This is a genomic window from Pseudomonas sp. ABa2 (genome assembly GCF_056676075.1).
Genome location: NZ_CM155239.1, coordinates 5092684 through 5119532 on the forward strand (window position 1 = coordinate 5092684; position 26849 = coordinate 5119532).

26 protein-coding genes are annotated in these 26849 nt (G+C 68.1%); 16 read left to right on the forward strand and 10 right to left on the reverse strand.

The genetic code is table 11. From position 1 onward, the window contains the following. Window positions 1-195: 195 nt before the first annotated feature. From AC1G9C_RS24505 to AC1G9C_RS24515, 3 genes are all read left to right on the forward strand, one after another. Entirely contained in the window at window positions 196-1203 is a 1008-nt protein-coding gene (locus AC1G9C_RS24505) for a methionine ABC transporter ATP-binding protein (RefSeq protein ID WP_480409058.1), read from the forward strand. Beyond that, entirely contained in the window at window positions 1203-1871 is a 669-nt protein-coding gene (locus tag AC1G9C_RS24510; protein ID WP_480409059.1) for a methionine ABC transporter permease, read from the forward strand. Before AC1G9C_RS24505 ends, AC1G9C_RS24510 begins: the two co-directional genes overlap by 1 nt. 64 nt (window positions 1872-1935) lie before the next feature. Next, complete coding sequence (locus AC1G9C_RS24515) at window positions 1936-2706, forward strand: MetQ/NlpA family ABC transporter substrate-binding protein (protein WP_021443439.1); 771 nt, start codon at window positions 1936-1938, stop codon at window positions 2704-2706. A 73-nt stretch (window positions 2707-2779) separates the two neighbouring features. On the opposite strand, the gene AC1G9C_RS24520 is transcribed toward AC1G9C_RS24515, so the two are convergent. After that, the gene (locus AC1G9C_RS24520; protein ID WP_480409060.1) at window positions 2780-3634 is read right to left on the reverse strand and encodes a LysR family transcriptional regulator; all 855 of its coding nucleotides are present in this window, start codon (window positions 3632-3634) and stop codon (window positions 2780-2782) included. A gap of 103 nt (window positions 3635-3737) precedes the next feature. Here AC1G9C_RS24520 and AC1G9C_RS24525 point away from each other — a divergent pair, with 103 nt between their 5' ends. Beyond that, on the forward strand, window positions 3738-4163 hold the full coding sequence (locus tag AC1G9C_RS24525) for a VOC family protein (protein WP_480409061.1): 426 nt from the start codon (window positions 3738-3740) through the stop codon (window positions 4161-4163). Between the two features lie 16 nt (window positions 4164-4179). On the opposite strand, the gene AC1G9C_RS24530 is transcribed toward AC1G9C_RS24525, so the two are convergent. Beyond that, window positions 4180-4842, reverse strand: a complete 663-nt coding sequence (locus AC1G9C_RS24530) for a hypothetical protein (RefSeq protein WP_480409062.1) — start codon at window positions 4840-4842, stop codon at window positions 4180-4182. Between the two features lie 121 nt (window positions 4843-4963). Next, window positions 4964-7846 carry an EAL domain-containing protein gene (locus AC1G9C_RS24535; protein WP_480409063.1) on the reverse strand — a complete coding sequence of 961 codons (2883 nt, stop codon included), beginning with the start codon at window positions 7844-7846 and terminating at the stop codon, window positions 4964-4966. A gap of 230 nt (window positions 7847-8076) precedes the next feature. Here AC1G9C_RS24535 and uvrD point away from each other — a divergent pair, with 230 nt between their 5' ends. The 3 genes from uvrD (at window position 8077) to AC1G9C_RS24550 (ending at window position 12202) form a co-directional block, all read left to right on the forward strand. Next, the gene (gene uvrD, locus AC1G9C_RS24540; RefSeq protein WP_480409064.1) at window positions 8077-10260 is read left to right on the forward strand and encodes a DNA helicase II; all 2184 of its coding nucleotides are present in this window, start codon (window positions 8077-8079) and stop codon (window positions 10258-10260) included. A 59-nt stretch (window positions 10261-10319) separates the two neighbouring features. Continuing rightward, window positions 10320-11411, forward strand: a complete 1092-nt coding sequence (locus tag AC1G9C_RS24545) for a TRAP transporter substrate-binding protein (RefSeq protein ID WP_480409065.1) — start codon at window positions 10320-10322, stop codon at window positions 11409-11411. Between the two features lie 212 nt (window positions 11412-11623). Continuing rightward, a complete protein-coding gene (locus AC1G9C_RS24550) occupies window positions 11624-12202 on the forward strand; it encodes a TetR/AcrR family transcriptional regulator (protein WP_480409066.1) in 579 nt (192 codons plus the stop codon). Window positions 12203-12341: 139 nt separating this feature from the next. Here the strand turns inward: AC1G9C_RS24550 and AC1G9C_RS24555 are convergent, their stop codons facing one another. After that, the gene (locus tag AC1G9C_RS24555; protein ID WP_480410441.1) at window positions 12342-12977 is read right to left on the reverse strand and encodes an FMN-binding negative transcriptional regulator; all 636 of its coding nucleotides are present in this window, start codon (window positions 12975-12977) and stop codon (window positions 12342-12344) included. Window positions 12978-13122: 145 nt separating this feature from the next. Between AC1G9C_RS24555 and AC1G9C_RS24560 the strand changes: the two genes are divergently transcribed. The 3 genes from AC1G9C_RS24560 (at window position 13123) to AC1G9C_RS24570 (ending at window position 14917) form a co-directional block, all read left to right on the forward strand. Beyond that, window positions 13123-13965 (forward strand): Tim44 domain-containing protein, encoded by an 843-nt coding sequence (locus tag AC1G9C_RS24560; RefSeq protein WP_480409067.1) that lies wholly within the window; start codon window positions 13123-13125, stop codon window positions 13963-13965. 99 nt (window positions 13966-14064) lie between these two features. Continuing rightward, window positions 14065-14433, forward strand: a complete 369-nt coding sequence (locus tag AC1G9C_RS24565; RefSeq protein WP_480409068.1) for a VOC family protein — start codon at window positions 14065-14067, stop codon at window positions 14431-14433. Window positions 14434-14509: 76 nt separating this feature from the next. After that, window positions 14510-14917: an SMI1/KNR4 family protein gene (locus tag AC1G9C_RS24570; protein ID WP_021443680.1), complete on the forward strand. Its 408-nt coding sequence runs from the start codon at window positions 14510-14512 to the stop codon at window positions 14915-14917. Window positions 14918-15032: 115 nt separating this feature from the next. On the opposite strand, the gene AC1G9C_RS24575 is transcribed toward AC1G9C_RS24570, so the two are convergent. After that, a complete protein-coding gene (locus tag AC1G9C_RS24575; RefSeq protein WP_021443679.1) occupies window positions 15033-15686 on the reverse strand; it encodes a GntR family transcriptional regulator in 654 nt (217 codons plus the stop codon). Window positions 15687-15936: 250 nt separating this feature from the next. On the opposite strand from AC1G9C_RS24575, the gene AC1G9C_RS24580 reads away from it, so the two are divergent. The 5 genes from AC1G9C_RS24580 (at window position 15937) to AC1G9C_RS24600 (ending at window position 20711) form a co-directional block, all read left to right on the forward strand. Next, a complete protein-coding gene (locus AC1G9C_RS24580) occupies window positions 15937-17328 on the forward strand; it encodes an aspartate aminotransferase family protein (protein ID WP_480409069.1) in 1392 nt (463 codons plus the stop codon). 121 nt (window positions 17329-17449) lie between these two features. After that, window positions 17450-18817, forward strand: a complete 1368-nt coding sequence (locus AC1G9C_RS24585; protein WP_480409070.1) for a glutamine synthetase family protein — start codon at window positions 17450-17452, stop codon at window positions 18815-18817. A 50-nt stretch (window positions 18818-18867) separates the two neighbouring features. Next, window positions 18868-19599 carry a substrate-binding periplasmic protein gene (locus AC1G9C_RS24590; protein ID WP_480409071.1) on the forward strand — a complete coding sequence of 244 codons (732 nt, stop codon included), beginning with the start codon at window positions 18868-18870 and terminating at the stop codon, window positions 19597-19599. Window positions 19600-19744: 145 nt separating this feature from the next. Continuing rightward, window positions 19745-20230, forward strand: a complete 486-nt coding sequence (locus AC1G9C_RS24595; protein WP_021445701.1) for an acyl-CoA thioesterase — start codon at window positions 19745-19747, stop codon at window positions 20228-20230. Between the two features lie 85 nt (window positions 20231-20315). After that, window positions 20316-20711: a DUF3301 domain-containing protein gene (locus AC1G9C_RS24600; protein WP_122110153.1), complete on the forward strand. Its 396-nt coding sequence runs from the start codon at window positions 20316-20318 to the stop codon at window positions 20709-20711. A 4-nt stretch (window positions 20712-20715) separates the two neighbouring features. On the opposite strand, the gene AC1G9C_RS24605 is transcribed toward AC1G9C_RS24600, so the two are convergent. The 3 genes from AC1G9C_RS24605 to AC1G9C_RS24615 are packed head-to-tail and all read right to left on the reverse strand — an operon-like array spanning window position 20716 to window position 22815. Beyond that, entirely contained in the window at window positions 20716-21075 is a 360-nt protein-coding gene (locus AC1G9C_RS24605; protein WP_480409072.1) for a DUF7079 family protein, read from the reverse strand. 3 nt (window positions 21076-21078) lie between these two features. Then, window positions 21079-21957: an alpha/beta fold hydrolase gene (locus tag AC1G9C_RS24610; RefSeq protein ID WP_480409073.1), complete on the reverse strand. Its 879-nt coding sequence runs from the start codon at window positions 21955-21957 to the stop codon at window positions 21079-21081. Between the two features lie 57 nt (window positions 21958-22014). Then, complete coding sequence (locus AC1G9C_RS24615; protein ID WP_480409074.1) at window positions 22015-22815, reverse strand: alpha/beta fold hydrolase; 801 nt, start codon at window positions 22813-22815, stop codon at window positions 22015-22017. Window positions 22816-22993: 178 nt separating this feature from the next. Between AC1G9C_RS24615 and AC1G9C_RS24620 the strand changes: the two genes are divergently transcribed. Further along, window positions 22994-23614 (forward strand): TetR/AcrR family transcriptional regulator, encoded by a 621-nt coding sequence (locus AC1G9C_RS24620; protein ID WP_480409075.1) that lies wholly within the window; start codon window positions 22994-22996, stop codon window positions 23612-23614. Here AC1G9C_RS24620 and AC1G9C_RS24625 read toward each other — a convergent pair. Both AC1G9C_RS24625 and AC1G9C_RS24630 read right to left on the reverse strand, forming a co-directional pair. After that, window positions 23611-24963 carry a DUF1329 domain-containing protein gene (locus tag AC1G9C_RS24625; protein WP_480409076.1) on the reverse strand — a complete coding sequence of 451 codons (1353 nt, stop codon included), beginning with the start codon at window positions 24961-24963 and terminating at the stop codon, window positions 23611-23613. The two genes, AC1G9C_RS24620 and AC1G9C_RS24625, sit on opposite strands and share 4 nt — an antisense overlap. Window positions 24964-24974: 11 nt before the next feature. Next, complete coding sequence (locus AC1G9C_RS24630) at window positions 24975-26723, reverse strand: DUF1302 domain-containing protein (protein ID WP_480409077.1); 1749 nt, start codon at window positions 26721-26723, stop codon at window positions 24975-24977. Window positions 26724-26849: the final 126 nt, after the last annotated feature.

Here is a 26849-nt window from a genome sequence, read left to right on the forward strand (position 1 = left end):
TGAAGCGTCATCCACCCTACGGTTCGGCGTAGCGCTTAACGGTAATGCGATTTTGTAATAACCATAGGCCAACAAAGATTTTCTCGGCCTAAACACGGCCGGGTAGACTAGCGCCCTTTTGCGCCCCCCCGGCGCCCGCTGGCCGGCTCACCTACCGTGGAGCCCGCCCTTGAACATACCCAAAAGGTCGTTCGCGTGATCCAGTTTCAATCCGTCCACAAGGCCTACCGCGTCGCCGGCCGCGAGATTCCCGCACTGCAGCCGACCGCGCTGCAGATCGAACGCGGTCAGGTGTTCGGCATCATCGGCCATTCCGGCGCCGGCAAGAGCACCCTGCTGCGCCTGATCAACCGCCTGGAGGAGCCCTCCGGCGGGCGCATCGAGATCGACGGCGTCGACGTCACCGCCCTCGATGCCCAGGGCCTGCGCCGCTTCCGCCAGCAGGTCGGGATGATCTTCCAGCACTTCAACCTGCTGTCGTCGAAGACCGTCGCCGAAAATATCGCCATGCCGCTGCGCCTGGCCGGCGAGCTGAGCCGCGCCGAGATCGACGCCCGGGTCGCCGAGCTGCTGGCCCGCGTCGGCCTGCAGGAGCACGCCAACAAGTACCCGGCGCAGCTCTCCGGCGGGCAGAAGCAGCGCGTCGGCATCGCCCGGGCGCTGAGCACCCGGCCGAAGATCCTGCTGTGCGACGAGGCCACCAGCGCCCTCGACCCGCAGACCACCGCCGCCGTGCTGCAGCTGCTGGCCGAGATCAACCGCGAACTGGGCCTGACCATAGTGCTGATCACCCACGAGATGGACGTGATCCGCCGCGTCTGCGACCGCGTGGCGGTGATGGACGCCGGCGTCATAGTCGAGGAAGGCCCGGTGGCCCAGGTGTTCCTCCATCCGCAGCACCCGACCACGCGGCGCTTCGTGCTGGAGTCCGAGCACGTCGACGAGGCCGAGCAGCACGACGACTTCGCCCATGTGCAGGGCCGCATCCTGCGCCTGACCTTCCAGGGCGAGGCCACCTACGCCCCGCTGCTGGGTACCGTGGCGCGCGAGACCGGGGTGGACTACAGCATCCTCGCCGGGCGCATCGACCGCATCAAGGACACCCCCTACGGCCAGCTGACCCTGGCCCTGACCGGTGGCGACATCGACGCCGCGCTGGCGCGCTTCGGCGCCGCCGAGGTGCATCTGGAGGTACTGCGCTGATGCTCGAACAACTGCTACCCAACGTGTTCTGGCCGGAAATCTGGCAGGCCAGCCTCGACACCCTGAACATGCTGCTCGGCTCCATGCTGTTCACCGTGCTGCTCGGTCTGCCGCTCGGCGTGCTGCTGTTTCTCACCGGCCCGCGCCAGCTGTTCGAACAGAACGCGCTCTACGGCGCGCTGTCGCTGGTGGTCAACATCCTGCGCTCGGTGCCCTTCGTCATCCTCTTGATCCTGATGATCCCCCTCACCGAGCTGCTGGTCGGCACCTCGCTGGGCGTCGCCGGGGCCATCCCACCGCTGGTGGTGGGCGCCACGCCGTTCTTCGCCCGTCTGGTGGAGACCGCCCTGCGCGAAGTCGAGCGCGGCATCATCGAGGCGACCCAGGCCATGGGCGCCAGCACCTGGCAGATCATCACCCGCGCACTGCTGCCCGAGGCCCTGCCCGGCCTGCTGGCGGCGGCCACCGTGACCGCCATCACCCTGGTCTCCTACACCGCCATGAGCGGCCTGATCGGCGGCGGCGGCCTCGGCGACCTGGCCGTGCGCTACGGCTACCAGCGCTACCAGCCGGACGTGATGGCGGTGACCGTTATCCTCCTGCTGATCCTGGTGCAGGTGCTGCAGATGGTCGGTGATCGCCTCGTCGTACATTTTTCTCGCAAGTAATGATGAAAAGCGGCGACTCGCCACCCGCGGGACCCGCGCGAACCTTCCCAAAAGGAACCTTGAAATGAAGAAACTGCTGACTGCCCTGGCCGCTTGCGCGGCCTTCTCGGCCCAGGCCGAAACCCTCAACGTCGCCGCCACCCCGGTGCCGCACGCGGAGATCCTCGAATTCGTCAAACCGGCGCTGGCCAAAGAAGGCGTGGAACTCAAGGTGCGCGTGTTCACCGACTACGTGCAGCCCAACCTGCAGGTGCAGCAGAAGAACCTCGACGCCAACTTCTTCCAGCACCAGCCCTACCTGGACGAGTTCAACGCCAGCCGCAAGACCGAGCTGGTCGGCGTGGTCGGCGTGCACGTCGAGCCCTTCGGCGCCTACTCCAGCAAGGTCAAGAACCTCGGCGAACTGGCGCAGGGCGCCACCGTGGCCATCCCCAACGACGCCACCAACGGCGGCCGTGCCCTGCTGCTGCTGCAAAAGGCCGGGGTGATCACCCTCAAGCCGGAAGCCGGCATCCTCGCCACGCCCAAGGACATCGTCGAAAACCCCAAGGCGATCAAGGTGCGCGAACTGGAAGCGGCCACCCTGCCGCGCGTGCTGAGCCAGGTCGACCTCGCCCTGATCAACACCAACTACGCCCTGGAAGCCAAGCTCAACCCGACCCAGGACGCCCTGGCCATCGAAGGCAGCGACTCGCCCTACGTCAACCTGCTGGTGGCCCGTCCGGACAACAAGGACAGCGCCGCCATGCAGAAGCTGGCCAAGGCGCTGAACAGCGCCGAGGTCAAAGCCTTTATCGCCGAGAAGTACCAGGGTGCCGTGGTGCCGGCGTTCTAAGCCGCAGCCACTGCCCGATCCAAAAGCCCGCCGCCGTGCGGGCTTTTTTCTGCAGGTTGCGCACGCAGGGTGTCTACGCCTGCAGGCACTGCAGCAGGCAATCCATCGCCGGCTGGCGCTGGGCGCGGCGCAGCAGGGCGAGCAGTTCGCGGTGGAAGGTCAGCTCGCCCAGCTCGAGCACCCGCAGCCGCGTCGGCCGCTGCAACCACAGCCCGGCGCGCGGCACCAGGGCCACGCCCATGCCGTTCTCCACCAGGCGCACGATGGCCTCCAGCTCGTCCAGCTCCAGCACCTCGCGCACGCTCAGGCGCTGTTCGCGGAGGAAACGACTGACCTGACGGCCGCCGAACGAGGCGCGGTCGTAACGCACGAACGGCTGTTCGGCGAGCAGCCGCAGCGGATCGTCGCCCTCCGTCGCCAGCGGCGCGATCAGCACGAAGGGCTCGCGCGCCAGCGGCACCTGCAGCAGCTCCTTGGGCAGCGGGAACGGCGGCTTGATCAGCAGGGCCAGATCCAGTTCGCCGGCATCCAGCTGGCTGAGCAGCTGCAGCGACACCCCCGGCACCAGCTTCAGCTCGACCCGCGGCGCCAGCTGGCGAAAGCGCGGCAGCGCCTCGGCCAGCAAGCCGGTCTGCAGGGTGGCGATGGCGCCGACGCGCAGCTCACCCTGCCACTGGTCCGCCGCCTGCGGCAGCGCCATCTGCGCGTACAACGCCAGCATCTGCTCGGCCAGCGGCAGGGCATGCCGACCGGCGGCGTTGAGCACGGCGGCGCGGCCGCTGCGGTCGAACAGGCGCACGCCCAGCTGCTGTTCCAGCACGCGCATCTGCGCGCTGACCGCCGACTGGGTCAGGCCGACCTGCTGGCCGGCGGCGGCGAAGGTGCCCAGACGGGCGACGGCGACGAAGGTCTTGAACTCGCGCAGCATCGGCAATCCATCAAAATTATTTGAGCTTGCGAGCAAGGATATTCGCTTTCAATCGATTTAGCTGTTGCTAGGCTGGGGGCGAACAACCAAGAGGAACTCCGCAATGGCCCTAGCCCCCTTTCACCTGGCGATTCCCGTGTACGACCTGGCCGCGGCGCGGCACTTCTACGGCGAGCTGTTCGGCTGCGCCGAAGGCCGCAGCAGCGAGCAGTGGGTGGATTTCGACTTCTTCGGCCACCAGCTGGTGATCCATGAAGCGCCGAAGATGGCGCACCAGGAGGCGGCGCACCGCAACCCGGTGGACGGTCACGACGTGCCGGTGCCGCATTTCGGCGTGGTGCTGGCCTGGGAAGACTGGCAGGCGCTGGCCGAGCGCCTGCAGGCACGTGGCACGGCCTTCGTCATCGAGCCCCACGTGCGCTTTGCCGGCCAGGTCGGCGAGCAGGCCACCCTGTTTCTGCTCGATCCCTGCGGCAACGCCCTGGAGTTCAAGGCGTTCAAGGATATCGGCCAGCTGTTCGCCAAGTGAGAGTCGGTGGCGCAGCCTAGGCCAGGATCGTCTGCTGCAGGCGTTCGGGCAGCAGGTCGCGCAGTTGCGGGTTGGCGGCCAGCAGCTGCGGCAGCAGCTCGCGCAGCACGGCCGGTCTGAGGTGGGCGCAGACGTCCGCCTGGCGCGGCAACGGCAGGCCGGCGAGCACCCGGGCGGACACCGCGACGTTGTCGTCGGCGGCCGCCGCCTCGGTCAGCTTGCACAGGTAGGCGGTGGAGAAGCTGCGCAGGCTCTGCACGATCAGCTCGATATCGAGGATATGGCGGGCGATCTGCAGCACATGGTCGGCGTCGTTGATGCCGTAGATCAGCACCTTGACCTGCCTGGCCGACAGGCATTCGGCATAGCGCGCGGCGGTGGCGAAGGCGCCGATCACGCAGAGCCGGCGCGCCACCTCCAGGTGCAGGCTGTCGGGCAGGCTGAGGTAGGTGCCGAGGATCAGCTGCGGGTCGAGGTGGGTGGTGACCTGCGCGAGGAACTCGACGGGCAGCGCCAGGATCAGCTCGCGCAGCTGCGCCGGCGGCAGATGCGGCGACAGCTGCGCCGCCTGCTCGGCGCCGAGCTTCTGCACCAGGGCCGCCTTCACCGGCACCGGCGCCATGCGCTGCGAAGCCAGCAGCAGGCGCTGGCCAAGGCTCAGGGATGGGGCATTGGCCATCGGGAACTCCTTGTCGTGAGCGGGAGCCCCCAGCATCCCCCAGGACGGCGCACGCCGGCAGCCATCTTTGATTCGGTCGGCCCGGCCGTCCCCGCGGCGCCTGGGTAGGGAGGGAACAGCCTCAGTACACCGGGGCGTCGATCTGCGCACGCAGCAAGGCGGCGAAGGCCTCGGCCTCCACCGGCCGGCTGATGAGGAAACCCTGGATCTCGTCGCAGTGCTGGCTCTTGAGGAAATCCATCTGCGCCTGGGTCTCCACCCCCTCGGCCACCACCTTGAGCTCCAGGCTGTGGGCCATGGCGATGATCGCGCGGGTGATCGCCGCGTCCTCGCCGCCCGGCGACAGGTCGCGGATGAAGGTCTGGTCGATCTTCACGTAGTGCACCGGGAAGCGCTTGAGGTAGCTGAGCGAGGAATAGCCGGTGCCGAAGTCGTCGATCGCCAGTTTCACCCCCAGCTCGCGCAGTTGGCGGAAGGTGGCGATGACGCTGTCGACGTTGTCCAGCAGCTGGCTCTCGGTCAGCTCCAGCTCCAGGTATCGCGGCGCCAGGTCGGTTTCCTCCAGCACCTGGCGCACCAGGCTGGTCAGGTTGCCCTGGCGCAGCTGATGCACCGAGATATTCACCGACACGCGGATCTCCGCCAGGCCCTGGCGCTGCCACTCGCGCGCCTGCCGACAGGCCTGGCGCAGGACGAATTCGCCGATCGGCGCGATCAGCCCGGTTTCCTCGGCCAGACCGATGAACTCGCCGGGCGGCACCAGCCCCTGCTGCGGATGGCGCCAGCGCACCAGCGCCTCGGCGGCATTCAGGCGGTCGTCGGCCAGGCACAGCTTGGGCTGGTAGAACACTTCCAGCTGGCCCTCCTCGATCGCCTTGCGCAGCTGGTTCTCCAGCTGCAGGCGCTCCAGGGTGCAGGCCTGCAGGTTGTCGGTGAAGAACTGGAAGGTGTTGCCGCCCAGGTGCTTGGCGTGCTGCACGGCCATGTTGGCCTGGCTGATCAGCGCGCTGATCTCGCGCGCGTAGTCCGGCAGCAGGCTGATGCCCAGCGAGGCGCTGACCACCAGTTCGTGGCCGCCGACGTCCATCGGCACGCGCAGCTTGGCCAGCAGCCGGCTGGCCACCCGCGCCAGGCTGGACAGGCTGCCGTAGGCATCGAGGATGATGGCGAACTCGTCGCCGGACAGCCGCGCGATGCAGTCGGCCTCCGGCACCGCCTGGGTCAGGCGGCGGCTCATCTGCCGCAGCAGCTGGTCGGCGACCTCGTGGCCGAGGCTGTCGTTGAGCAGCTTGAAGCGGTCCAGGTCGATATGCAGCAGGGCGACGCTGCGCCCGCTCTGCCGCGCGCGCTGGCTGGCCTCGTGCAGGCGCTCCCTGAACAGGCTGCGATTGGCCAGGCCGGTCAGTTCGTCGTAGTGCGACAGGTAGCGCAGGCGCTCCTCGGCCTCGCGCCGCGCGCTGAGGTCGGCGAAGAAGCCGACGATATGGCTGGGCCGCCCGCTGGCGTCGCGCACCAGGTTGAGCTGCAGCCATTGCGGGTAGAGCTCGCCGCTCTTGCGCGTCTCGATCAGCTCGCCCTGCCAGCTGCCGCTGCCGTCCAGCTCCTGGCGGATCAGCTGGTACTGGCGGCGCATCTCGCGGCTGCCGATCAGGCTGGTCACCGTGCGCCCCAGCACCTCCTCGCGGGCGTAGCCGGTCACCGCGCTGAACGCGCGGTTGACCGCCAGCAGGCGGTAGTCCGGGTCGAGGATGAAGATGCCCTCGCTGGCCGCCTCGAACACCGTGGCCGCCAGGCGCTGCTGCTGTTCCTGCTGACGCCGCGCGCTGACGTCGCGGCGGGTGCCGAGCATGCGCCGCACGCGCCCGGCGGCGTCGCGCTCCACCGCGCGACCGCGGTCCTCGATCCACAGCCAGTGGCCGTCGGCGTGCTTGAACCGGTATTCCACCTGATAGCCGTCGCTGCGCCCCTTCATATGCTCGACCAGGGCGCGGCGCAGCGTCGGCAGGTCGTCCGGGTGCAGGCGCGGGGTCAGGTCGCGCAGCATCACCTGCACCTGCTCGGCGTCCAGGCCGAACAGCTCGCGCAGGTGCGAGTGGTGCACCTGGTCGCTTTCCAGATCCCAGTCCCACAGGCCCAGTTCGCTGGCCTCCAGGGCCAGGGCCAGGCGCGCCTGGCTCTTGCCCAGGGCGTGGGTCGCCTCGTCCAGTTCCAGGGTGCGCTCGGCCACGCGCATTTCCAGCTCGCCATGGGCGCCGCGCAGCTCGCGCTCGGCGCGCCGGCGCTGTTCCACCTCGCGCGCCAGCTCCTCGTTGAGGCCCTCGGCGCGCAGCTTGGCGTGCTCCAGGTTGGCGATCAGCGCCTGGTTGTGAAAGCGCTGCAGCAGGCTGCGCTGGACCAGGCGGTTAACCTGCCAGGCCACCACCAGCAAGGCCAGCGAGAGGATCACGCCGAGCCCGCCCCAGCCGCGCTGCAGGTTGTTGCCTTCAGCCAGCAGGAAGGTCACCGAGGGCAGCAGGCAGGGCAAGGCGAAGGTGAGGAAGGCCGGCAGGCTGACGGCGTAGGCGACGCTGGCGGAGAGGATCGCCGCGGCGATCAGGCCGTAGAGCAGCGCCTGCTGATAGAAGGCATCGGCCGGCACCAGGACGATGGCGGCGAAGGCCAGGGTCAGCCCCGAGGCACCGGCGCCAATCAGGAAGCGCCGGCGCCAGCGGGCTTCGGCCTGGCGGCTGGGCAGCGCGGCGTCGAAGGCCTTGACCTGCACCAGGCGCAGCAATACCAGCAGCACCATCCAGCCCAGCCAGGCGGCCAGCAGCGGCGCGCGCTGCTCGCTCCATAACAGGAAGGCACAGGCCAGGCCAGTGAGCAGCATCAACAGGGTGGGCAGGCGCGAGCCCTGGTAGAGCAGGCGGGTACGTTCGACGGCGATATCCGTGGCGAACAGCTGTTCGGCCGCGTACGGATCCAGCGTCACTTCAGGGACTACGGCGCTAGTGGTGGCGGTCATAGGCGATTTTCTTGTAATGGTGCCTAGGCGTCGCGGCAGAATACCCGAGACAGACGCATCGCCCAACCAAGATGTGACCAATTTCACCCGCTCGCGCCTAACTTTCGACGGGCCGTCCGCGCCGCCGCCGCCCTGGTTCGCCGGTCGCCGCGCTGACCCGCCGGTCGTCAGCTGCCGCCGTGCGCCGCGCGCGGTTTGCCCGACGTGGCCGCGCCCCCTAGAATGCCGCGATGCAAAACGACCCCGAACTCCTGATCGCTTCTCTCAACGACGCCCAGGTCCAGGCCGTGGCCGCCCCGCTGGGGCGCCAACTGGTGCTGGCCGGCGCCGGTTCCGGCAAGACCCGCGTGCTGGTGCACCGCATCGCCTGGCTGATCCAGGCGGTGGGCGCCTCGCCCCATTCGATCCTGTCGGTGACCTTCACCAACAAGGCCGCCGCCGAGATGCGCGCGCGCATCGAGCAGATGCTCGGCCACAACCCGGCCGGCATGTGGGTCGGCACCTTCCACGGCCTGGCCCATCGCCTGCTGCGCGCGCACTGGCAGGAAGCCGGGCTGGCGGAGAACTTCCAGATTCTCGACTCCGACGACCAGCAGCGCCTGATCAAGCGGGTGATCCGCGAGCTGGGCCTGGACGAGCAGCGCTGGCCGGCCAAGCAGGCGCAGTGGTTTATCAACGGGCAGAAGGACGAGGGCTTGCGCCCGGCGCATATCCAGGCCGGCGGCGACCTGTTCCTGGCCACCATGCGCGGCATCTACGAGGCCTACGAGGCGGCCTGCGCGCGCACCGGGGTGATCGACTTCTCCGAGCTGCTGCTGCGCGCCCTCGACCTGTGGCGCGACAAGCCGGGCCTGCTCGAGCACTACCAGCGGCGCTTCCGCCATATCCTGGTCGACGAGTTCCAGGACACCAACGCCGTGCAGTACGCCTGGCTGCGCCTGCTGGCCCAGGGCGGCGACAGCCTGATGGTGGTGGGCGACGACGACCAGTCGATCTACGGCTGGCGCGGCGCGCGGATCGAGAACATCCAGCAGTTCTCCAGCGACTTCCCCGATACCCAGCTGATCCGCCTGGAGCAGAACTACCGCTCCACCGCCGGCATCCTCAAGGCCGCCAACGCGCTGATCGCCAACAACCAGGGGCGCCTGGGCAAGGAACTCTGGACCGACGGCGACGACGGCGAGCCGCTGGCGCTGTACGCCGCGTTCAACGAGCACGACGAAGCGCGCTACGTGGTCGAGAGCATCGAGGACGCGCTGCGCAAGGAAGGCCTCAAGCGCAGCGAGATCGCCATCCTCTACCGCTCCAACGCCCAGTCGCGGGTGCTGGAAGAGGCGCTGCTGCGCGAGAAGATCCCCTACCGCATCTACGGCGGCCAGCGCTTCTTCGAGCGCGCCGAGATCAAGAACGCCATGGCCTACCTGCGCCTGCTCGACGGCCGCGGCAACGACGCGGCGCTGGAGCGCATCGTCAACGTGCCGGCGCGCGGCATCGGCGAGAAGACCATCGAGAGCATCCGCGAATACGCCCGCGCCCACGACGTGCACATGTGGGAAGCGATTCGCCTGATGCTGGCGGGCAAGGCTTTGCCGGGACGCGCCTCCACTGCCCTGGCCGGCTTTATCGAGCTGATCGAGACCCTGGCCGAGAAGGTCCTGGCCATGCCCCTGCACCTGATGACCCAGACCGTCATCGAGCAGAGCGGCCTGCTCGCCTATCACCAGGCGGAAAAAGGCGAGAAGGGCCAGGCCCGGGTGGAAAACCTGGAGGAACTGGTCAGCGCCGCGCGCACCTTCGAGAACGATGAGGACGACGAGCTGACCCCGCTGCAGGCCTTCCTCACCCACGCCTCGCTGGAGGCCGGCGACACCCAGGCCGCCGAGAACGAAGACAGTATTCAACTGATGACCCTGCACAGCGCCAAGGGCCTGGAATTCCCGCTGGTGTTCCTGGTGGGCATGGAAGAGGGTCTGTTCCCGCACAAGATGAGCCTGGAAGAACCGGGCCGCCTGGAAGAAGAACGCCGCCTGGCCTATGTCGGCATTACCCGTGCCATGCACAGGCTGGTGATCAGCTACGCCGAGACCCGGCGTCTCTACGGTAGCGAGACCTACAACAAGGTGTCGCGCTTCGTCCGCGAAATCCCCGCACCGCTGATTCAGGAAGTGCGCCTGTCCAACAGCGTCAGCCGGCCCATGAGCACCAGTGCGATGGGCGGCGGCAGCCTGTTCGCCGGCAGCGCCGTGCCGCAGACCCCCTTCAACCTGGGCCAGCGCGTGCGTCACAGCCTGTTCGGCGAGGGCACCATCCTCAATTTCGAGGGTGCCGGCGCGCAGGCGCGGGTGCAGGTGAATTTCGAAAGCGAAGGCAGCAAGTGGCTGATGCTCAGCTACGCCAAGCTGGAGGCGCTTTGACCATCGTCCCGATTCGCCTCCGGACCACGGGATTGAGAACCCACAATAAGGAAGCCCCGATGAATCGCCGTCATCTCTTCACCGCCACCGCGGCCCTGCTGGCCGCCCTCGGCCTGGCCGGCTGCAAGGACGACCAGGCCGGCAGCGAGCAGGCCGCCGCCCCGGCGCAGACCTACCAGTGGAAGATGGTCACCGCCTGGCCGAAGAACTACCCCGGCCTCGGCACCGCCGCCGAGCGCCTGGCCGAACGGGTCAAGACCATGAGCGACGGCCGCCTGACCATCAAGGTCTACGCCGGCGGCGAACTGGTGCCGCCGCTGGAGGTGTTCGACGCCGTGTCGCGCGGCACCGCCGAGCTGGGCCACGGCGCCGCCTACTACTGGAAGGGCAAGGTCAGCACCGCGCAGTTCTTCACTTCGGTGCCGTTCGGCCTGTCGACCCTGGAAATGAACGCCTGGCTGAGCAAGGGCGGCGGCCAGGCGCTGTGGGACGAGGCCTATGCGCCGCACGGGGTGAAGCCCTTCGTGGTCGGCAACACCGGTATGCAGATGGGCGGCTGGTTCAACAAGGAAATCAACTCGCTGGACGACCTCAAGGGCCTGAAGATCCGCACCCCGGGCCTGGGCGGCGAGGTGCTGGCCAAGCTCGGCGCGATCACCGTCAACATCCCCGGCGGCGAGGTGTTCACCGCCCTGCAGACCGGCGCCATCGACGCCACCGACTGGGTCAGCCCCTACAACGACCAGGCCTTCGGCCTGCAGCAGGCGGCCAAGTACTACTACTACCCGGGCTGGCAGGAACCACAGGCAGTGCTCGAGCTGCTGGTCAACCAGAAGGCCCTGGACAGCCTGCCGGCCGACCTGCAGGCGATCCTCACCGAGGCCGCCCGCGGCGCCAGCCAGGACATGCTCGACGACTACGTCTACCACAATGCCCTGGCCCTGGATCAGCTGAAGAAGAGCGGCACCCTGCTCAAGCGCTTTCCCGACGAGGTGCTCGACGCCATGCAGCGCGAGGCCGATGTGGTGCTCGGCGAGCTGGCCGCGCAGAGCGAGCTGAACGGCCGCATCTGGGCCTCGATGAAGGCCTTCCAGGCCCTCGCCGCGCCGATGCATTCAGTCTCGGAGAAAGAGCTGTACAACTGGCGCTGAGGCGAGCGTCGCAGCCGGACAAGCGTAGGGTGGATCGGGGCGCGTAGCTGTCGCTTTCCACATCCACCAAACGGTGGATCGGTGAAGCGTGATCCACCCTACGAACTGCGTAGCCCGGATGACATGCCCGCAAACGGAAGCCTCGGCTTCCGTTTGTCGTTTCAGGCCCTGGGTGGCGGCGGCGCGGCCATACTCGAAGGCGAGGTGAACCGATGAAGAAAGCCGCCCTCACCCCCGCCCGCATCCTCGACAGCGCCCTGCAGCTGGCCGACGTCTGCGGCTGGGAGCGCCTGCACCTGTTCGAAGTGGCCGCCGCCCTCGGCGCCGGACTGGACGACATCGCCCCGCACTATCGCGACAAGGACGCCCTGGTCGAAGCCTGGTTCGACCGCGCCGACCTGGCCATGCTGGCCCGCGCACGCCAGCCCGACCTCGCCGAACTGAACGCCGAACAGCGCCTGGAAGCCTGCCTGCTGGCCTGGCTCGACAGCCTCGCCGCGCACCGCGCGGTGACCGGGCAGATGCTGCTGTACAAGCTCGAGCCCGGGCATATCCACCTGCAGCTGCTCGGCCTGATGCGCGTCAGCCGCACCGTGCAGTGGTGGCGCGAGGCCGCCGGGCGGGAGACCCTGCACCTGCGCCGCATCGCCGAAGAGACCCTGCTCACCGGCGCCTACCTGCGCAGCTTCGTGCACTGGCTGCGCCACCCCGAGGAAGACGCCGCCGAATTCCGCGCCTTCCTGCGCGGCCAGCTGCGCTGCGGCGCGCTGGCCCTGCTGCTGCGCCGCTGAAGGGGAAATGGCGCGCATGCGCGGCGCGGAAATCCTCGTGCACAGGCCCGGATTGCATCCGGCTACAGGAGCAACCGCACACCGGGGCGCAATCCCGACAAGGCCGTGATGCGCACCGCCTGGGCGGCCCGGCGACAGCCTAGCGCTTCAGACCCGCCATCGCCTCGGCGATCCGCCGCTCCTCCGCCCGCGACGACTGCGCCAAACCCTCGCGCACGCCGGCGAAGTCGGCGGCGCCCTTGTTCTGGCTGAGCTTGCGCACGCCCTCGATCCGCCGGATCGGCAGGGCGAAGCCGACGATGGCGCGCAGCATGCTGTCGATATAGTCGGCCGGCGCATCGCTTACCGCCCAGGGCTGCGCCCGCCCCCGCTCGTGATGGGCGCTGAGGCGGCCGACCAGATCGAGCAGGCGCTCGCGCTCGTCGAATACCTCGAGCCGGCCGCGCACGTGCACCGCCTGGTAGTTCCAGGTCGGCACCACCTTGCCGTGCTCGGCCTTGCTCGGGTAGTAGCCGGGGCTGACGTAGGCCTCGCCGGCCTGGAAGATCGCCAGCGCCTCGGCGTCGCCGTTCAGCTCGCGCCATTGCGGGTTGGCCCGGGCGAAATGACCGTAGAGGGTGCCGAACTCGCCCTCCTGCGCCACCAGCAGCAACGGCAGATGGCTGGCCTGCAGGCCGTTTGCGCCCGGGCTGACCAGGGTCGCCAGCGGGCTCTGCTCGATCAACTGGTGCAGGGCGGCAAGATCGCTCACGGCGAAGGCTTTCGGCTGATACAAGGTGGCGGCTCCGGACAGGCTCGAATCGACCGCCATGCTGCACCGTCGCGGCGCAAAGCAAAAGCCGGAAACATTCTGTCACTGGTCATCGCCGCCCATGCCGGGCAAGATGCCGCCACGCCTTTCCACCAGAGAGAAAACCGTGATGCAGCGTTTCCTCAGTATCGCCATGGTCCTGTGCCTGGCCCTGACCTTCAGCTTCGAGGCCCATGCCAAGCGCTTCGGCGGCGGCAAGTCGTTCGGCTCCGCGCCCAGCCACCAGACCCGTCAGGCCCAGCCCACGCAGCCGGCCGCCACCGCCCCGACCGCCGGTCGCCAACCGGCCGCCGCCAGCGGCGCTTCGCGCTGGCTCGGCCCGCTGGCCGGTCTGGCCGCCGGCGGCCTGCTCGCCTCGATGTTCATGGGTGACGGTTTCGAAGGCCTGCAGATCATGGACATGCTGATCTTCGGCCTGATCGCCTTCCTGCTGTTCCGCTTCCTCGCCGCCCGTCGCGCCCGCCAGCAGCCGCAAGTCGCCGCCGCCGGCGCGCCCTACCAGCGCGAAATGCCGGCCAGCGCCGCGCCGACCTCGATCTTCGGCGGCAACGCCGCTGCCGCGGCCCGTCCGGTGATCAACGCCCCGGCCTGGTTCAACGAGCAGAGCTTCATCGCCGCCGGGCGCGAGCACTTCCTCAGCCTGCAGCAGCACTGGGACGCCGACGAGATGGACAAGATCGCCGAGTTCGTCACCCCGCAGCTGCTGGACTTCCTCAAACGCGAGCGTGCCGAACTGGGCGAGGGCTTCCAGTCCACCTACATCGACGAGCTGGCCGTGCAGCTGGACGGCGTCGACGACAATGCCGAGAAGACCACCGCCACCCTGACCTTCAGCGGCGTGGCCAAGACCTCGCGTTTCGACCAGGGCGAGCCGTTCAGCGAAAGCTGGCGCCTGGAACGCGCCCAGGGCGACAACCAGCCCTGGCTGATCGCCGGCATCCGCCAGAACTGATCGCGCCGCGCAACACAGCAACCCGGGCTTGTCCCGGGTTTCTTTTGCCCGTCGACTTTCGGCTAGAGTGATAGCGCCTACCTCGAGGAGCACGCGCGGATGATCGGATACACCACAGTCGGTACCCACGACCTGAACAAGGCCAAGGCCTTCTACGGCGAGCTGCTCGCCGGCCTTGGCGCCAAGCCGCTGGTGGATATCGGCCGGCTGACCCTGTTCGGCACCAGCATGAAGCAGCCGATGTTCGGCGTCTGCCTGCCCTACGACCAGGAGCAGGCCTGCGTCGGCAACGGCTGCATGACCGCCCTGGTGGCGGGCTCGCGGGCCAAGGTCGACGAACTGCACGCCAAGGCACTGAGCCTCGGCGGCAGCGACGAAGGCGCACCGGGCGAACGCATGCCCGGCTTCTATATCGGCTACTTCCGCGATCCGGACGGCAACAAGCTGGCCTTCTTCCACGCCGGCTGAAGCCGTCGCGCACCGATACCGCCCCAGCAGGCTGTTGGGGTATAAAGCCCGCCGCATTGATCAGGAGGTTGCCACCGTGGAAGAAGTCATCGAACAGCTGCGCGAACTCAACGAACCGGTGCCGGTGCCGCTGGAGTTGCCGGACGAGGAAACCCTGGTGGAGATCCAGGAGCAGATCCTCATCCACCTGCCCTTCGAGCTGCGCGAGTTCCTGCTCAAGGTCAGCGACGTGGTCTACGGCCGCCTGGAGCCGGTCACCGCCAGCGACCCGCAATCGCACACCTACCTGCCGGAAGTGGCCGCCGAGGCCTGGAGCCTGGGCCTGCCGCGCGACCTGGTGCCGCTGTGCCAGAGCGGCCGCGACTACTATGCGGTGGACGTGGAAGGCCAGGTCTGGCTGTGGGACGGCGACGAGGGCGAGCTGACCGACGAGAGCTGGGACTCGGTGTGGCACTGGTGCCGCGACGTCTGGCTGGAAAGCTGAGGGCCGGGCAGCGGCGCTGGGTCACCCCGCCGCGAAAGTGCCGCCCGCCCCACTGACCATGCTGGCGGCTAACCCCGCCTGCAGGACTCCCCCGACGCCGTTGGGGGGCAGCGCCTCATCCCTCGCCCTGCTCCAGCGCCAGCAGGTTGAGCAAAAAGCGCGCGAAGTACAGCAGATCCTGCTCCATCGCCTGGCGCGCGGCCTTGGCGTCGCCGGCCTCGATGGCGGCGAAAGCGTCCTCGTGGAAGTCATTGAGCCGCAGCGACAGGTCGGCGCCGGTGAACAGGCGGTTGAAGAAGGGGCCGATCTGCAACCACAGCGACTCGATCGAGCGCAGCAGCACCGGGTTGCCGCAGGCGGCGTACAGGTGCAGGTGGAACTGGCTGTTGGCGCGGAGGTAGTCCTGCACCTGACGCTGCTCGATGGCCGCATCCATGCGCGCCACGCAGTCGCGCAGCAGGGCCAGATCGGCCGCCTGCAGGCGCGGCGTGGCCAGTTCCACCGCCAGCCCTTCCAGGCCCAGGCGCACCTGGAAGATGTTCTCGTAGCGCTCGCGGGTCATCGCCGGCACCCGCACCGAACGCTGCGGCTCGCCCTCCAGCGCGCCCTCGGCCACCAGCCGCTGCAACGCCGCGCGCACCGGCATCGGGCTGGTGCCCCACTGCGCCGCCAGGTCGCGGATCTTCAGCCGTTCGCCGGGCTGGAAACGCCCGGCCAGCAGGCCCTCGCGAATCTTCTGGTACAGCTGCTCCTGCAGGTTATCGGCCATCGAGCACCTCCAGCGGCGGCGCCGGCAGTTGGGCAAGGGTCAGGCTACAGTCACGCATGGCGGCCTCCGTGAAAAATGTGCACGAGTGTACTCCAGACGCCGCTTTGTGCCTAAGCGACGAACTGGCGCACCTTATTTGTGATCACTAAAAAACCGTATATCGGCGAAATATAGCGGATTCATCGACATCATTTACTAATATGTGATCACAAAATATCATGCCGCCAGATTCTTACCGAGGTATGCCCAGATGACCGCCAGCGCTATCAGCCCCGCCGCCGTGGAACGCTTCGCCGCCGCCGAGCGCGCCTTGTTCCTGGCCCGCAACCCCAAGTCCGTCGCCCTGGCCGAGCGCGCGCGGCATTCGCTGTACGGCGGCGTGCCGATGCACTGGATGGCCGACTGGTCGACGCCGGTGCCGCTGTTCGTCGAGCGGGCCAAGGGCGCGCGCTTCTACGACGTCGACGGCCACGAGTACATCGACTTCTGCCTGGGCGACACCGGCAGCATGTTCGGCCACTCGCCGGACCCGATCGCCACGGCCATCGCCGAACAGGGTAACAACGGCCTGACCACCATGCTGCCGGGCGAGGACGCCGTGGTCTGCGGCGAGCTGCTGGCGGCGCGCTTCGGCCTGCCCTACTGGCAGGTGACCGCCACGGCAACGGACTCGAATCGCTATGTGCTGCGCTGGGCCCGCGCCATTACCCAGCGCAAGACCCTGCTGGTATTCGACGGCTGCTACCACGGCACGGTGGACGACGTGATGGTGCGCCACAGAGACGGCCAGACCGTGGCCCGCTCCGGGCTGGTCGGCCAGGCCTACGACCTGACCCAGTACAGCCGCTCGATCCCGTTCAACGATGTCGCCGCCTTGGAGGCCGCGCTGGCCCAGGGCGACATCTGCGCCCTGCTCTGCGAGCCGGCCATGACCAATATCGGCATGGTCCTGCCCGATCCGGGCTTCATGCAGCAGTGCCGGGAACTCACGCGCAAGTACGGCAGCCTGCTGATCATCGACGAAACCCACACCATCTCCACCGATATCGGCGGCTGCACCAAACTCTGGGATCTCGAGCCGGACTTCTTCGTGGTCGGCAAACCCATCGCCGGCGGCGTGCCCTGCGGCATCTTCGGCTGCAGCGCGGCGATGGCCGACGCCATGACCGCCGCGCGCCAGCGCGCCAGCGCAGACAGCCAGGGTCACGGCCATAGCGGCATGGGCACCACGCTGTCGGCCAACGCCCTGGCCATGCACTGCATGCGCGCCAACCTGGAACAGGTGATGACCCCGGCCGCCTACGCCCATATGTTGCCCCTGGCCGCCAGACTGGCGGCGGGCTTTCGCCGCCTGATCGGCCAGCACGCGCTGAACTGGTCGGTGACCGAGCTGGGCGCGCGCTGCGAATTCCAGTTCTGCGCCACCGCGCCGCGCACCGGCGCCGAGGCCGAGGCGGCGTTCCACGACGAGCTGCAGATGGCCCTGCACCTGTACCTGATCAACCGCGGCATCCTGATCACCCCCTTCCACAATATGACCCTGTGCTGCCCCTCGACCACAGAGCAGGATGTGGACCAGCTGATAGGCATGCTCGACCAGGCCCTCACCGAGCTGCTGGCCATTCCCGGCGCCCGCGAATAAAACCGTAGGGTGGATGACGCTCTTTTCATCCACCAACAGGCCACCGATACCCGGTGGATGGATAAAGCGCCATCCACCCTACGCCCCGGTGCACAACGTGCCCATCAGGTGAGAGACCACCATGCAATTCGCCAACCCCCAGGAAGCCCGCGACTTCCTCGAACGCCACCCCGAGGTACGCAGCATCGAGCTGATGCTGATCGACGCCAACGGCATCCCGCGCGGCAAGCTGCTGCACCGCGACGAGCTGCTGGCCATCTACGAGCACGGCCGGCCGCTGCCCAGCTCGATCCTGTCGCTGACCATCCAGGGCGAGGACGTCGAAGAAAGCGGCCTGGTCTGGGAAGTGGCCGATGCCGACTGCTGGACCTACCCCATCCCCGGCTCGCTGTGCCTGCAACCCTGGCGCGCGGTGCCCACCGGCCAGCTGCAGGTGAGCATGCACCCGACCGAAGGCATGCCGGCCACCCCGGGCGATCCACGCCACGTGCTGGTGCGCGCCATCGAGGCGCTCAAGGCCGACGGCTACCACCCGGTGATGGCGGTGGAGCTGGAGTTCTACCTGCTGGACAAGACCCGCTCGGCCTGCGGCCGGCCGCAACCGGCGCTGCAGATGAACGGTGTGCGCCCGCAGGCACCGCAGGTCTACGGCGTGTACGAGCTGGAGCAGCTGCAGCCGTTCCTCGACGACCTCTACGCCGCCTGCGAGGCGCAGGGCCTGCCGGTGCGCACGGCGATCTCCGAATACGCCCCCGGCCAGCTCGAGCTGACCCTGGAGCACCGCTTCGACGCGCTGCAGGCGGTGGACGAAGGCGTGCGCTACAAGCGCCTGGTCAAGGGCGTGGCCAACAAGCACGGGCTGCAGGCCTGCTTCATGGCCAAGCCGTTCGGCGACCAGGCCGGCAGCGGCCTGCATATGCACGTGTCGCTGGCCGACGCGGACGGCAACAATCTCATGGCCAGCGAAGACCCGCAGGGCACGCCGCTGTTGAAATATGCGATTGGCGGGATGATGGCCACGCTCGACGACGCCCTGGCGATCTTCTGCCCCAACGCCAACTCCTTCCGCCGCTTCCAGGCCAACAGCTACGCGCCGCTGGCCAAGAGCTGGGGGGTGAACAACCGCACCGTGTCGTTCCGCGTGCCGGGCGGGCCGGCCAAGAGTCGCCACGTCGAGCACCGCATCTGCGGCGCCGACGCCAACCCCTACCTGGCCGCGGCGGCGATCCTCGCCGGCATCCACAAGGGCATCCGCGAGCGGATCGACCCGGGGGCGGCCATCATCGGCAACGGCTACCAGCAGGCGCGCGAGACCCTGCCCACCGACTGGCTCACCGCGCTGCGCGCGCTGGAGAACTCCGCCTGGGCCAAACAGGCGCTGGGCGAGGAGTTCCTCAAGGTGTTCCTGGCGATCAAATGGGCCGAGTACCGCCAGTTCATGGGCGAGGTGGGCGAGCAGGACTGGCGCTGGTACCTGAGCCACGCCTGAACGGCGCACCCTGGGCTAAGCTTGCTACGGCGAGGGGCGGGGAGAAACGCATGAAACGCTGGCTGTTGCTGGCTCTGGCACTGCTGGCCAATCTGGGCCAGGGCGAGACGCTGCGCGTCGGTATCGAGCTGCACGACTACTTCCCCTACTACCGCGCCGTCGCCGGCAGCCCGCCCGAAGGCTACTGCCTCGACCTGCTGCAGGCCTTCGCCGAGCACGAGGGCCTGACCCTGGAACTGCTGCCGCAGCCGATCAACCGCCTGTACCGCAACCTGCTCGACGAGCAGAGCCTCGATCTGCTATTCCCCGACAACCCGGCCTGGGCGCGCCAGGCCAAGACCGGTCGGCGCCTGCACTACAGCGATGCCGCCGCGCAGATCGTCGACGGCACCCTGGTGCTCGCCGAGCGGCGAGGCCAGGGCCTGGCCCGGGTGCGCCAGCTCGGCACGGTGCGCGGCTTCACCGCCGAGGCCTGGCAGCCGCTACTGGCCAAGGGCGGGGTGAACCTGGTGGAGACCCAGGACATCCAGAGCCTGATCCGGATGGTCGCCCGCGGCCGGCTCGATGCGCTCTACGCCAACCCCCAGGTGGTGCGCTACCAGCTCGGCGAGATGGGCCTGGCCAGCGACTACCTGCAGCTGGACCAGCAACTGCCGCTGACCTACACCAGCTTCCACCTGAGCAGCTACCGCCACCCGGAACTGATCCGCCGCTTCGACCGCTTCCTCGTCGAACAGGACGCCAGCGTGCAGCGGCTCAAGGCGCAGTACGGCCTGCGCTGACGTTCGGCGGCCAAACCGGGCGCGGACTGTGGCGCGCGAGCACCCGCCGGCGTCCTTGCAGGAGGCCGCCGCGATCCCGGCGCCGAGCCGGCACGACAGCAGGCGTCCTGCAGCGTCCCGCCCATCCCCCGCCCACGGAGTACCTATGGAAGCCGGAACCGCACAACTGACGATGACCGTACTGATGACCCCGGACATGGCCAACTTCTCCGGCAACGTCCACGGCGGCACCCTGCTCAAGTACCTCGACGAAGTCGCCTACGCCTGCGCCAGCCGCTACGCCGGTCGCTACGTGGTGACCCTGTCGGTGGACCAGGTGATCTTCCGCGAGCCGGTGCACGTCGGCGAGATGGTCACCTTCCTCGCCTCGGTCAACTACTGCGGGCGCACTTCGATGGAGATCGGCATCAAGGTGATCACCGAGAACATCCGCGAGCGCTCGGTGCGCCACACCAACAGCTGCTTCTTCACCATGGTCGCGGTGGACGAGCAGGGCCGCCCGGCGCCGGTGCCGGAGCTGCAGCCGGACACCCCCGACGGCCTGCGCCGCCAGCGCCAGGCCGCCCAGCGCCGGCAGATCCGCGCCGAACTGCAGCAGCGCTACCAGGCCCTGAGCGAAGAGAAAAGCTGAGAGCCACTCAGCGTCCACCCGACCGCATGGGCTGAGAAGCGGGCGGCAGATAGGCTAAGCTCTGTCTCCCGCCGTCGGAGCCGCCATGATCGATCTGTTCGATGTCTTCCTGCTGATGCTGTTCGCCGCCTTCTGCGCCTGGCTGTGGCGCGGCCACGGCATTCGTGAACGCGCCCTGAGCCTGGCCAAGCAGCACTGCGCAAGGCTCGACGTCGAGCTGCTGGACGGCGCGGTGGCCCTGCGCCGCCTGGCCATCCTGCGCGACGCCCGCGGCCACCGGCGCCTGGCGCGGCTCTACGACTTCGAGTTCACCGTCACCGGCGAGCAGCGCCTGCGCGGGCAGATCAGCATGTTCGGCCAGCACCTGGGGCGTATCGAGCTGCAGCCGCACCCGGTGCTCGAGGCCCAACCGGAGCCGGTGGCGACCCAGGGCAGCGACAAGGTGATTCGCCTGGAGGATTGGCGGCGCAAGGCCGAGTGAGCCCTCAGCCCTCGGCGTCATCCAGCAGCGCCAGCACCTGCCGCCATTCGCCGCGGCAGCCGTAGCTCATCGGCCAGCGCAGCAGCCGGCAACAGCCGCGATGCCAGCGCCCACGGGCCTGGTTGCGCCGGCAGCCCTCCACCAGCCAGTCGCGGTCGAAGGCGCCCCAGACCCCGGCCGTTACCCAGTGGTTGAGCCACACCACCGGCGCCACCTCGTAGTGGAAGATTCGCTCCAGCTCCGCACGGCTCAGGCCGCTGTTGCGCAGCACCGCGGCGATGCTGCGCAGCCAGGGCTCGTCCAGCTCGCTGTCCAGCCACAGGTCGGACAGCGCCAGCCAGACGTCCTCGCGCTCGGCGCTCACGACCTAGCCACACTGCAGCAGGAAGTTGGCCACCCGCTCGGCGCTGTCGGCCGGCCGCTCCTGCATGAAGCAGTGCCCGCCGGGCACCACCTGGCCGCGCACATGGGGGTTGCCCGCGCACCAGCGCGCCACCGAGCGGGCGACGAAAGGATAGCTGCGCGCGCCGTGGATCACTTCGGTCGGGGTGCTCACCTTGGCCAGCGACGGCCATAGGCGGCGCGGATAGGAACCGAAGATCTCGGCCTCGCGGCTCGGCCGGCACTTGAGCTCGACGCCGTCCGCCACCTCCTTCAGCGCATGCTCGATATAGGCGGAAAAAGCCGCCTCGTCCCAGCCGCGGAACATGCCGCGGCCGTGCAGCGCGGCGTGCGCGGCAGCGCGATCCGGCCATTGCCGGCGACGCTTGCGCGCCTTGCTCGCCATGCCGCTGCGCTGGGCCAGGCCGACCACGTCGGACAGCGCCATCACGCCGATCATCGCCGGGCTGAACAGCACCGGATCGAGCAGCACCGCGCGCCGGAACAGGTCGGGGTGACGGGCCAGGATCAGGCTGGTCAGTACACCGCCGAAGCTGTGGCCGAGGGCGAAGCGCGGCACCGCGCCGAACGGCGCGCGCAGCGCCTCGAAGGCCTCCAGCGCCAGCTCGGCGCTGCGGTTCCAGCCGTGGAAGCGGCCGCCGTGATCGCTGTCGCCATGGCCCTGCACGTCGCACAGCCAGAGGTCGAAGTCCTCGGCCAGCCGCGCCAGCATCGGCTCGTAGACCCGCCCGCAGTAGCCGTTGCCGTGCAGGAAATGCAGCAGCGGCTTGCCCGAGGGCGGGCTGTGCCAGCCGCGCAGGGTAAAGCCGGCGGAACAGGAATGGGACCAGGGAAGCAGTTGCATAGAGGACCAGCCGCAGCCAATGACGGCTGGCCAGTGTAGCGGCGCGCCGGCGCCGCGTCAGGCCGGCACGGGCGGCGAATGTTCGGCGATAAAGGCTTGCAGCAGCTGGTTGAGGCGCTGCGGCTGGTCCAGCGGGGTGGCGTGGCCGGAATCCTCGATCACCTCCAGACGGGCGTTGCGCAACTGGGCGACATAGGCGCGCTTGTAGGCCAGCGGCGTGTAGTCGCGGTCGCCGGCCACCACCAGCAGCGGGGTGTCCGCCTGCGCCGCCCGCGGCAAGGCGCTCCAGCCGGGAATGGCACGCATCGCGTGCAGGTAGGAGGTGCGGTCGTTACCGGCGATGCGCTCGATCAGCTGCTCGCGCAGCGCCTGCTGCTCGGCCTTGGGGAACAGCTTGCCGGCCAGCAGCCGCGCCAGCGTCGGCAGGCCGAGCGCGCGCACCAGCAGCAGGCGCAGGCCGACCTGGGCGCGGATCTTCCAGCTGTCCAGCGGAAAGCTCGGCGCGCTGTTGACTACCGCCGCCGCGCGCAGCAGCTCGGGGTGATCGGCGAGCAGCTGGAAGGTGAGCATGCCGCCCATGGAGATGCCGACCAGGACGCACGGCTCGATATCCAGGGCGCGGATGAAGTCGGCCACATCCGCCGCCAGCTCGGCCAGGCTCACCGGCGCACGCAGCGGCGCGCTCTGGCCATGGCCGCGCAGGTCCAGGGCGTAGACCCGAAAGTGCCGGGCCAGGTGCTCGATCTGCGGCTGCCAGTCGAGCGAGGAAGAGCCCAGGCCATGCAGCAACAGCACGGCCGGGCCCTGGCCGCGGCAAACATAGGCGATGCGTCCACTGGGTAGATGCAGATAGTCCATAGCTCACTCGACTCCTTAATTAACGACAAACAATAAAGTGCCCTGACTCGCAATAAAGGAATCATCCACCGGGCGTTAATCCATCAACTTTCCAGACAACTTTCTAATAATGGATCGGTTATTTGCCTTGACTTGCCAAACCCCCTAGAATCGGCCCGTGCCGGTTCGAGAATTGATCATGTACAGCATCGCCAGCCCTACCCAGGCACGCAGCAAAAAGGCTCTGGAACGCTTCCTCAACGTCGCCGCCGAGCTGCTCGCCAACGACAGCTTCGAAGACACCGGCATTTCCCAGATCGCCCAGCTGGCCGAATCCTCGGTGGGCACCTTCTATCGCCTGCTGGGCGACAAGGACGTGCTGCTGTACGCCGTGCACGAACGCTTCATCGAGCAGAGCGGCAGCGCCATCGATGCCCTCGCCGAGCAGCTGGCACATGCCGAAACGCCTTTGCAGGCGCGCGTCGCGGCCTTTATCCAGGGCCTGGTGCGCCAGTTCGACGGCAGCGAGGGTCTGCTCCGCGCGCTGATCCGGCGCAGCTCGGCGGACCTGCGTTTCCGCCAGCGCTTCCATCAGCTCAATGCCCATATCGGTCAGACCTTCTGCCGTATCGCCCTGGCCAACCCGGCCGAACTGGGCCACCCCAATCCCGCCCAGGCGGCCGATCTGTGCGCCCATCTGCTGCTGGCCGGGATGAACTACTTCACCATGGTCGGCAGCCTCGGCACGACGCCCAGGGAAGTTGTGCCAGAGGAACTTTCCCGGCTTATCTGCAATTACCTGAAAGTTGCCGAAAGTTAACGCACACTGTCCCTTCTAAGTTGCGCCGGGGTGAAGTCGGTGGGTTTCAGGGCAATATCGAACTGATCCGCCGGCTCCTCGTTGGACAGAATACCGATGACATAACGGCCGCCGATCAGGTCGTATATTGCGTCGCCCTTGGTCCACACCAGCGGCTGGTCGTAATAGTTGATGGTGTAGGACTCGCCGAGGCGCCAGAGGTTGTCGCGGTTGTCGTAGTGATCGACCAGCAGGATCTGGTAGCTGTCCTCGTCGAAGTAGAAGTCGCGGCGCTTGTACTGGTGGCGCTGGCCGGCCTTCAGCGTGGCGCGTACGTGCCAGACGCGGTGCAGCTCGTAACGCAGCAGCTCGGGATTGACGTGGCCGCGCTGGACGATGTCGCTGTACTTGTTGCTCTTGGCGGCGAAGCGGTAGCTGTTGTAGGGCACCAGCATTTCCCGCTTGCCCAGCAGCTGCCAGTCGTACTTGTCCGGCGCGCCGGAGAACATGTCGAAGTTGTCGGTGGTGCGCATGCCCTCGGAGGCGGTGCCGGGCGAGTCGTAGGCGACGTTCGGCGTGCGCCGCACGCGGCGCTGGCCGGCGGCGTAGAGCCAAGCCAGACGCGGCTCCTTGACCTGGTTGACGGTCTCGTGAACCAGCAGCTCGGTACCGGCCAGGCGCGCCGGCGCCAGCACCGACTGGCGGAAGTAGAACAGCACGTTGCCGTTACCCTTGCTGTGATCGCCGGCGTCCTGGTTGAACAGGAACAGATCCTCGATGCGGGTCATGAAGTAGTCGCCGCTGGCGTGCGGCACGGCCTGGGCGTAGTAGCGCTTGACGCTGTCGCCGCGGTAGCGCACCAGGTGGTTCCACAGCACCTCCAGGCCCGACTGGGGAATGGGAAAGGGCGTGGCCAGCTGGAAGTCGGCGATGCCGTTGCCGTTCTCGATCAGCTTGGCTGTCGTGGCGTTGGTCTTGACCGCGGCGTACACCTTGTCCGGATAGGACGCCGAGCGCCGGGTCGGGTAGACCTTGAGCTTCCAGCTGTCGTGGTAGCGCTGCAGCATGGCCAGCTGACCGGGGCTGAGCTGCTCGCGGTACTGCTGGGCATTGGCCTGGGTCACGGTGAACAGCGGCTGGTCGGCGGCGAAGGGGTCCTTGTAGCCGAGCTTGGCGTCGAAGGCGCCGCTGTCCTTGGCCAGGCCGCCGTCCCAGGCGGGAATGCTGCCGGCGGCATTGCCGGCGCGCTCGGCCCCCATGGGGGTGAGATCCTGGCCGAGCCGCGCGGCCTGCGCGGCGTCGACCTGGGCCATGGCCGGCGCGGCTGCCAGCAGGGCGAAGGCCAGCAGGGTGATATTCAGACGATGCATGGCGTTCCCTCTTAGAAGCTGTATTTGACGTTGAGGCTCAGGTAGTCGCGGTCGGTGCGCTTGTTCGACAAGCCTCCGCCGCTGTAGCCGACGTAGCGGGCGCCGACCGTGAAAGCTTCCTGATAGATGGCGTCGAGGCCCAGCGACCAGCTCTGCGCTTCCTCGTCGAGGCCGTTGGTGAGCTGAGGGGCGACGCCGTTGATGCTGTACTGGTAGCTGACACTCGGCGCCAGGGTGACCAGGTTGAACACGTTGCTATAGGTCAGCTGCAGGCTGGCCTGGGCGCCGTAGGCGCTGCTGGTGGCCTCGTAGTAGTCGACGTCCGACTCCAGGCCCTGCACCCGGCTGGCCACCAGTTCGCTGAACAGGGTCGCGGAGTTGGCGCCGAGCAGCCCGGTGAAGTTGTAGATGGCCGACAGCGAGGCCTGGACCATGTCCTTCTCGCGGTAGCCGTCCAGGCGCGTGCCCACCGGCAGGCCGGCGAGGTTGCCGAACAGGGCGTCCGGCAGGTACTCGCCGAGGCCCAGGGCGATCGGCGTGTCCGGTCGGTAGCTCAGCTCGCCGGCCAGCGACAGGCCGTTGAAGATGCTGTCGCCGCCGACCGAGGTGTTGAAGCTGACGCCGAACAGGTCGCGCTTCTCCAGGTATTCGGCGTAGTAGCGCGAGCTGCTGGCGTCCGGCAGCAGGCCGACCACCGGTACCAGCACCGGCTGGCCGACGGTGAGGCCGATCATCGGCACCTGCATGTTGTAGCGCAGGTAGTAGAAACCCAGTTCGGTGTCGTTCAGCTGCGGCACATACCAGCGCAGGGCCACGCCGTACTGGGGCGAGTCGTCGCCGTCGATGTCCTGCGCCCGCGGCATGAAGGTGCGCGGCAGGTAGCCGCGGATCAGCTCGTTGACGAAGCCGGGGCCGAGCGCCTCGCCGTAGGCCGCGGCCACGGCCGGGCTGTCGAAGGCAGTACCGAGAATAGCCTCCTGCAGCGGCGCCACCGACAGGTAGTTGCAGCCCTCGCCGAGCACGTCGAGGGTCGAGTAGTAGGTGCCGCAGGGGTCGATCTTCGACGCCTCCCAGGCCTTGCCCGGCTGCCAGTAGCCCTCGATGCTGAGGTTGTCGCGCAGTTCGAAGGAGGCATAGACCATGGCGGTCGGCATGTAGGCTTCCTTGATCTCCGAACCCGGGGCGCGCAGCGCGTTGATGTCCACCGGGTTGGTGGCGCCGATGCCGTTCTGGTAGAACAGCGACTCGCCCCAGTTGATCACCTGACGGCCGAGACGGGCGTTCAGCGCGCGCTCGCCCAGCGTCCAGCTGCCATAGACGAAGGCGTCGAGCAGGTCGGCGCTGGAGCCGGCTTCGTCGAGGCCGGCGTCGCTGATCGGGCGATGGCGACGCTCGTCGTCCTCGAGCTCGAAGTCGTAGAAGGCGCGGCCGCGGACGAACAGGCCGTATTGTTCCCGATAGCGCAGGTCCAGCTCGGAGACGGCCTTGACCACCTCGGAGAACAGCTCGCCCTTCTTGAAGTTGAGGTTGCCGTCGTCGGAGTTGATCAGCGCCGTGTTGTCGCCTGTGCCGCCGTTGGCGCGGGCGATCAGCTTGCTGTCCTGCCCCTCCATGCGGTAGCTGACGCCGTAGGACAGGGTGGTGTCCAGCGACACGCCCCAGTCGCCATGACGGGTCTGAAACCCCTGCGCCACGCCGAATGGCAGCGCCCCGAGCAATGCCAGGCCGGCTGCCGCCAGGCCCCTTCCTTGATGTGCCACGATGACCTCCAGCTGTTGTTTTTATCGGAATCGGAACATCGGTTCCGAATAAACTAGTACGCTGGTTTCAGCCTGGCAAGCCCCCGGTTCTATTTTTCTCCTCTCCGCAGCGCTCAAGCCCGCCGC

Bases quoted from the DNA above. Each gene is read 5' to 3' on its own strand.
- AC1G9C_RS24510 (WP_480409059.1), top strand. From the start codon at position 1,203: ATGCTCGAACAACTGCTACCCAACGTGTTCTGGCCGGAAATCTGGCAG.
- AC1G9C_RS24515 (WP_021443439.1), top strand. From the start codon at position 1,936: ATGAAGAAACTGCTGACTGCCCTGGCCGCTTGCGCGGCCTTCTCGGCC.
- AC1G9C_RS24520 (WP_480409060.1), bottom strand. From the start codon at position 3,634: ATGCTGCGCGAGTTCAAGACCTTCGTCGCCGTCGCCCGTCTGGGCACC.
- AC1G9C_RS24525 (WP_480409061.1), top strand. From the start codon at position 3,738: ATGGCCCTAGCCCCCTTTCACCTGGCGATTCCCGTGTACGACCTGGCC.
- AC1G9C_RS24530 (WP_480409062.1), bottom strand. From the start codon at position 4,842: ATGGCCAATGCCCCATCCCTGAGCCTTGGCCAGCGCCTGCTGCTGGCT.
- AC1G9C_RS24535 (WP_480409063.1), bottom strand. From the start codon at position 7,846: ATGACCGCCACCACTAGCGCCGTAGTCCCTGAAGTGACGCTGGATCCG.
- uvrD (WP_480409064.1), top strand. From the start codon at position 8,077: ATGCAAAACGACCCCGAACTCCTGATCGCTTCTCTCAACGACGCCCAG.
- AC1G9C_RS24545 (WP_480409065.1), top strand. From the start codon at position 10,320: ATGAATCGCCGTCATCTCTTCACCGCCACCGCGGCCCTGCTGGCCGCC.
- AC1G9C_RS24550 (WP_480409066.1), top strand. From the start codon at position 11,624: ATGAAGAAAGCCGCCCTCACCCCCGCCCGCATCCTCGACAGCGCCCTG.
- AC1G9C_RS24560 (WP_480409067.1), top strand. From the start codon at position 13,123: ATGCAGCGTTTCCTCAGTATCGCCATGGTCCTGTGCCTGGCCCTGACC.
- AC1G9C_RS24565 (WP_480409068.1), top strand. From the start codon at position 14,065: ATGATCGGATACACCACAGTCGGTACCCACGACCTGAACAAGGCCAAG.
- AC1G9C_RS24575 (WP_021443679.1), bottom strand. From the start codon at position 15,686: ATGGCCGATAACCTGCAGGAGCAGCTGTACCAGAAGATTCGCGAGGGC.
- AC1G9C_RS24580 (WP_480409069.1), top strand. From the start codon at position 15,937: ATGACCGCCAGCGCTATCAGCCCCGCCGCCGTGGAACGCTTCGCCGCC.
- AC1G9C_RS24585 (WP_480409070.1), top strand. From the start codon at position 17,450: ATGCAATTCGCCAACCCCCAGGAAGCCCGCGACTTCCTCGAACGCCAC.
- AC1G9C_RS24590 (WP_480409071.1), top strand. From the start codon at position 18,868: ATGAAACGCTGGCTGTTGCTGGCTCTGGCACTGCTGGCCAATCTGGGC.
- AC1G9C_RS24595 (WP_021445701.1), top strand. From the start codon at position 19,745: ATGGAAGCCGGAACCGCACAACTGACGATGACCGTACTGATGACCCCG.
- AC1G9C_RS24600 (WP_122110153.1), top strand. From the start codon at position 20,316: ATGATCGATCTGTTCGATGTCTTCCTGCTGATGCTGTTCGCCGCCTTC.
- AC1G9C_RS24610 (WP_480409073.1), bottom strand. From the start codon at position 21,957: ATGCAACTGCTTCCCTGGTCCCATTCCTGTTCCGCCGGCTTTACCCTG.
- AC1G9C_RS24615 (WP_480409074.1), bottom strand. From the start codon at position 22,815: ATGGACTATCTGCATCTACCCAGTGGACGCATCGCCTATGTTTGCCGC.
- AC1G9C_RS24620 (WP_480409075.1), top strand. From the start codon at position 22,994: ATGTACAGCATCGCCAGCCCTACCCAGGCACGCAGCAAAAAGGCTCTG.
- AC1G9C_RS24625 (WP_480409076.1), bottom strand. From the start codon at position 24,963: ATGCATCGTCTGAATATCACCCTGCTGGCCTTCGCCCTGCTGGCAGCC.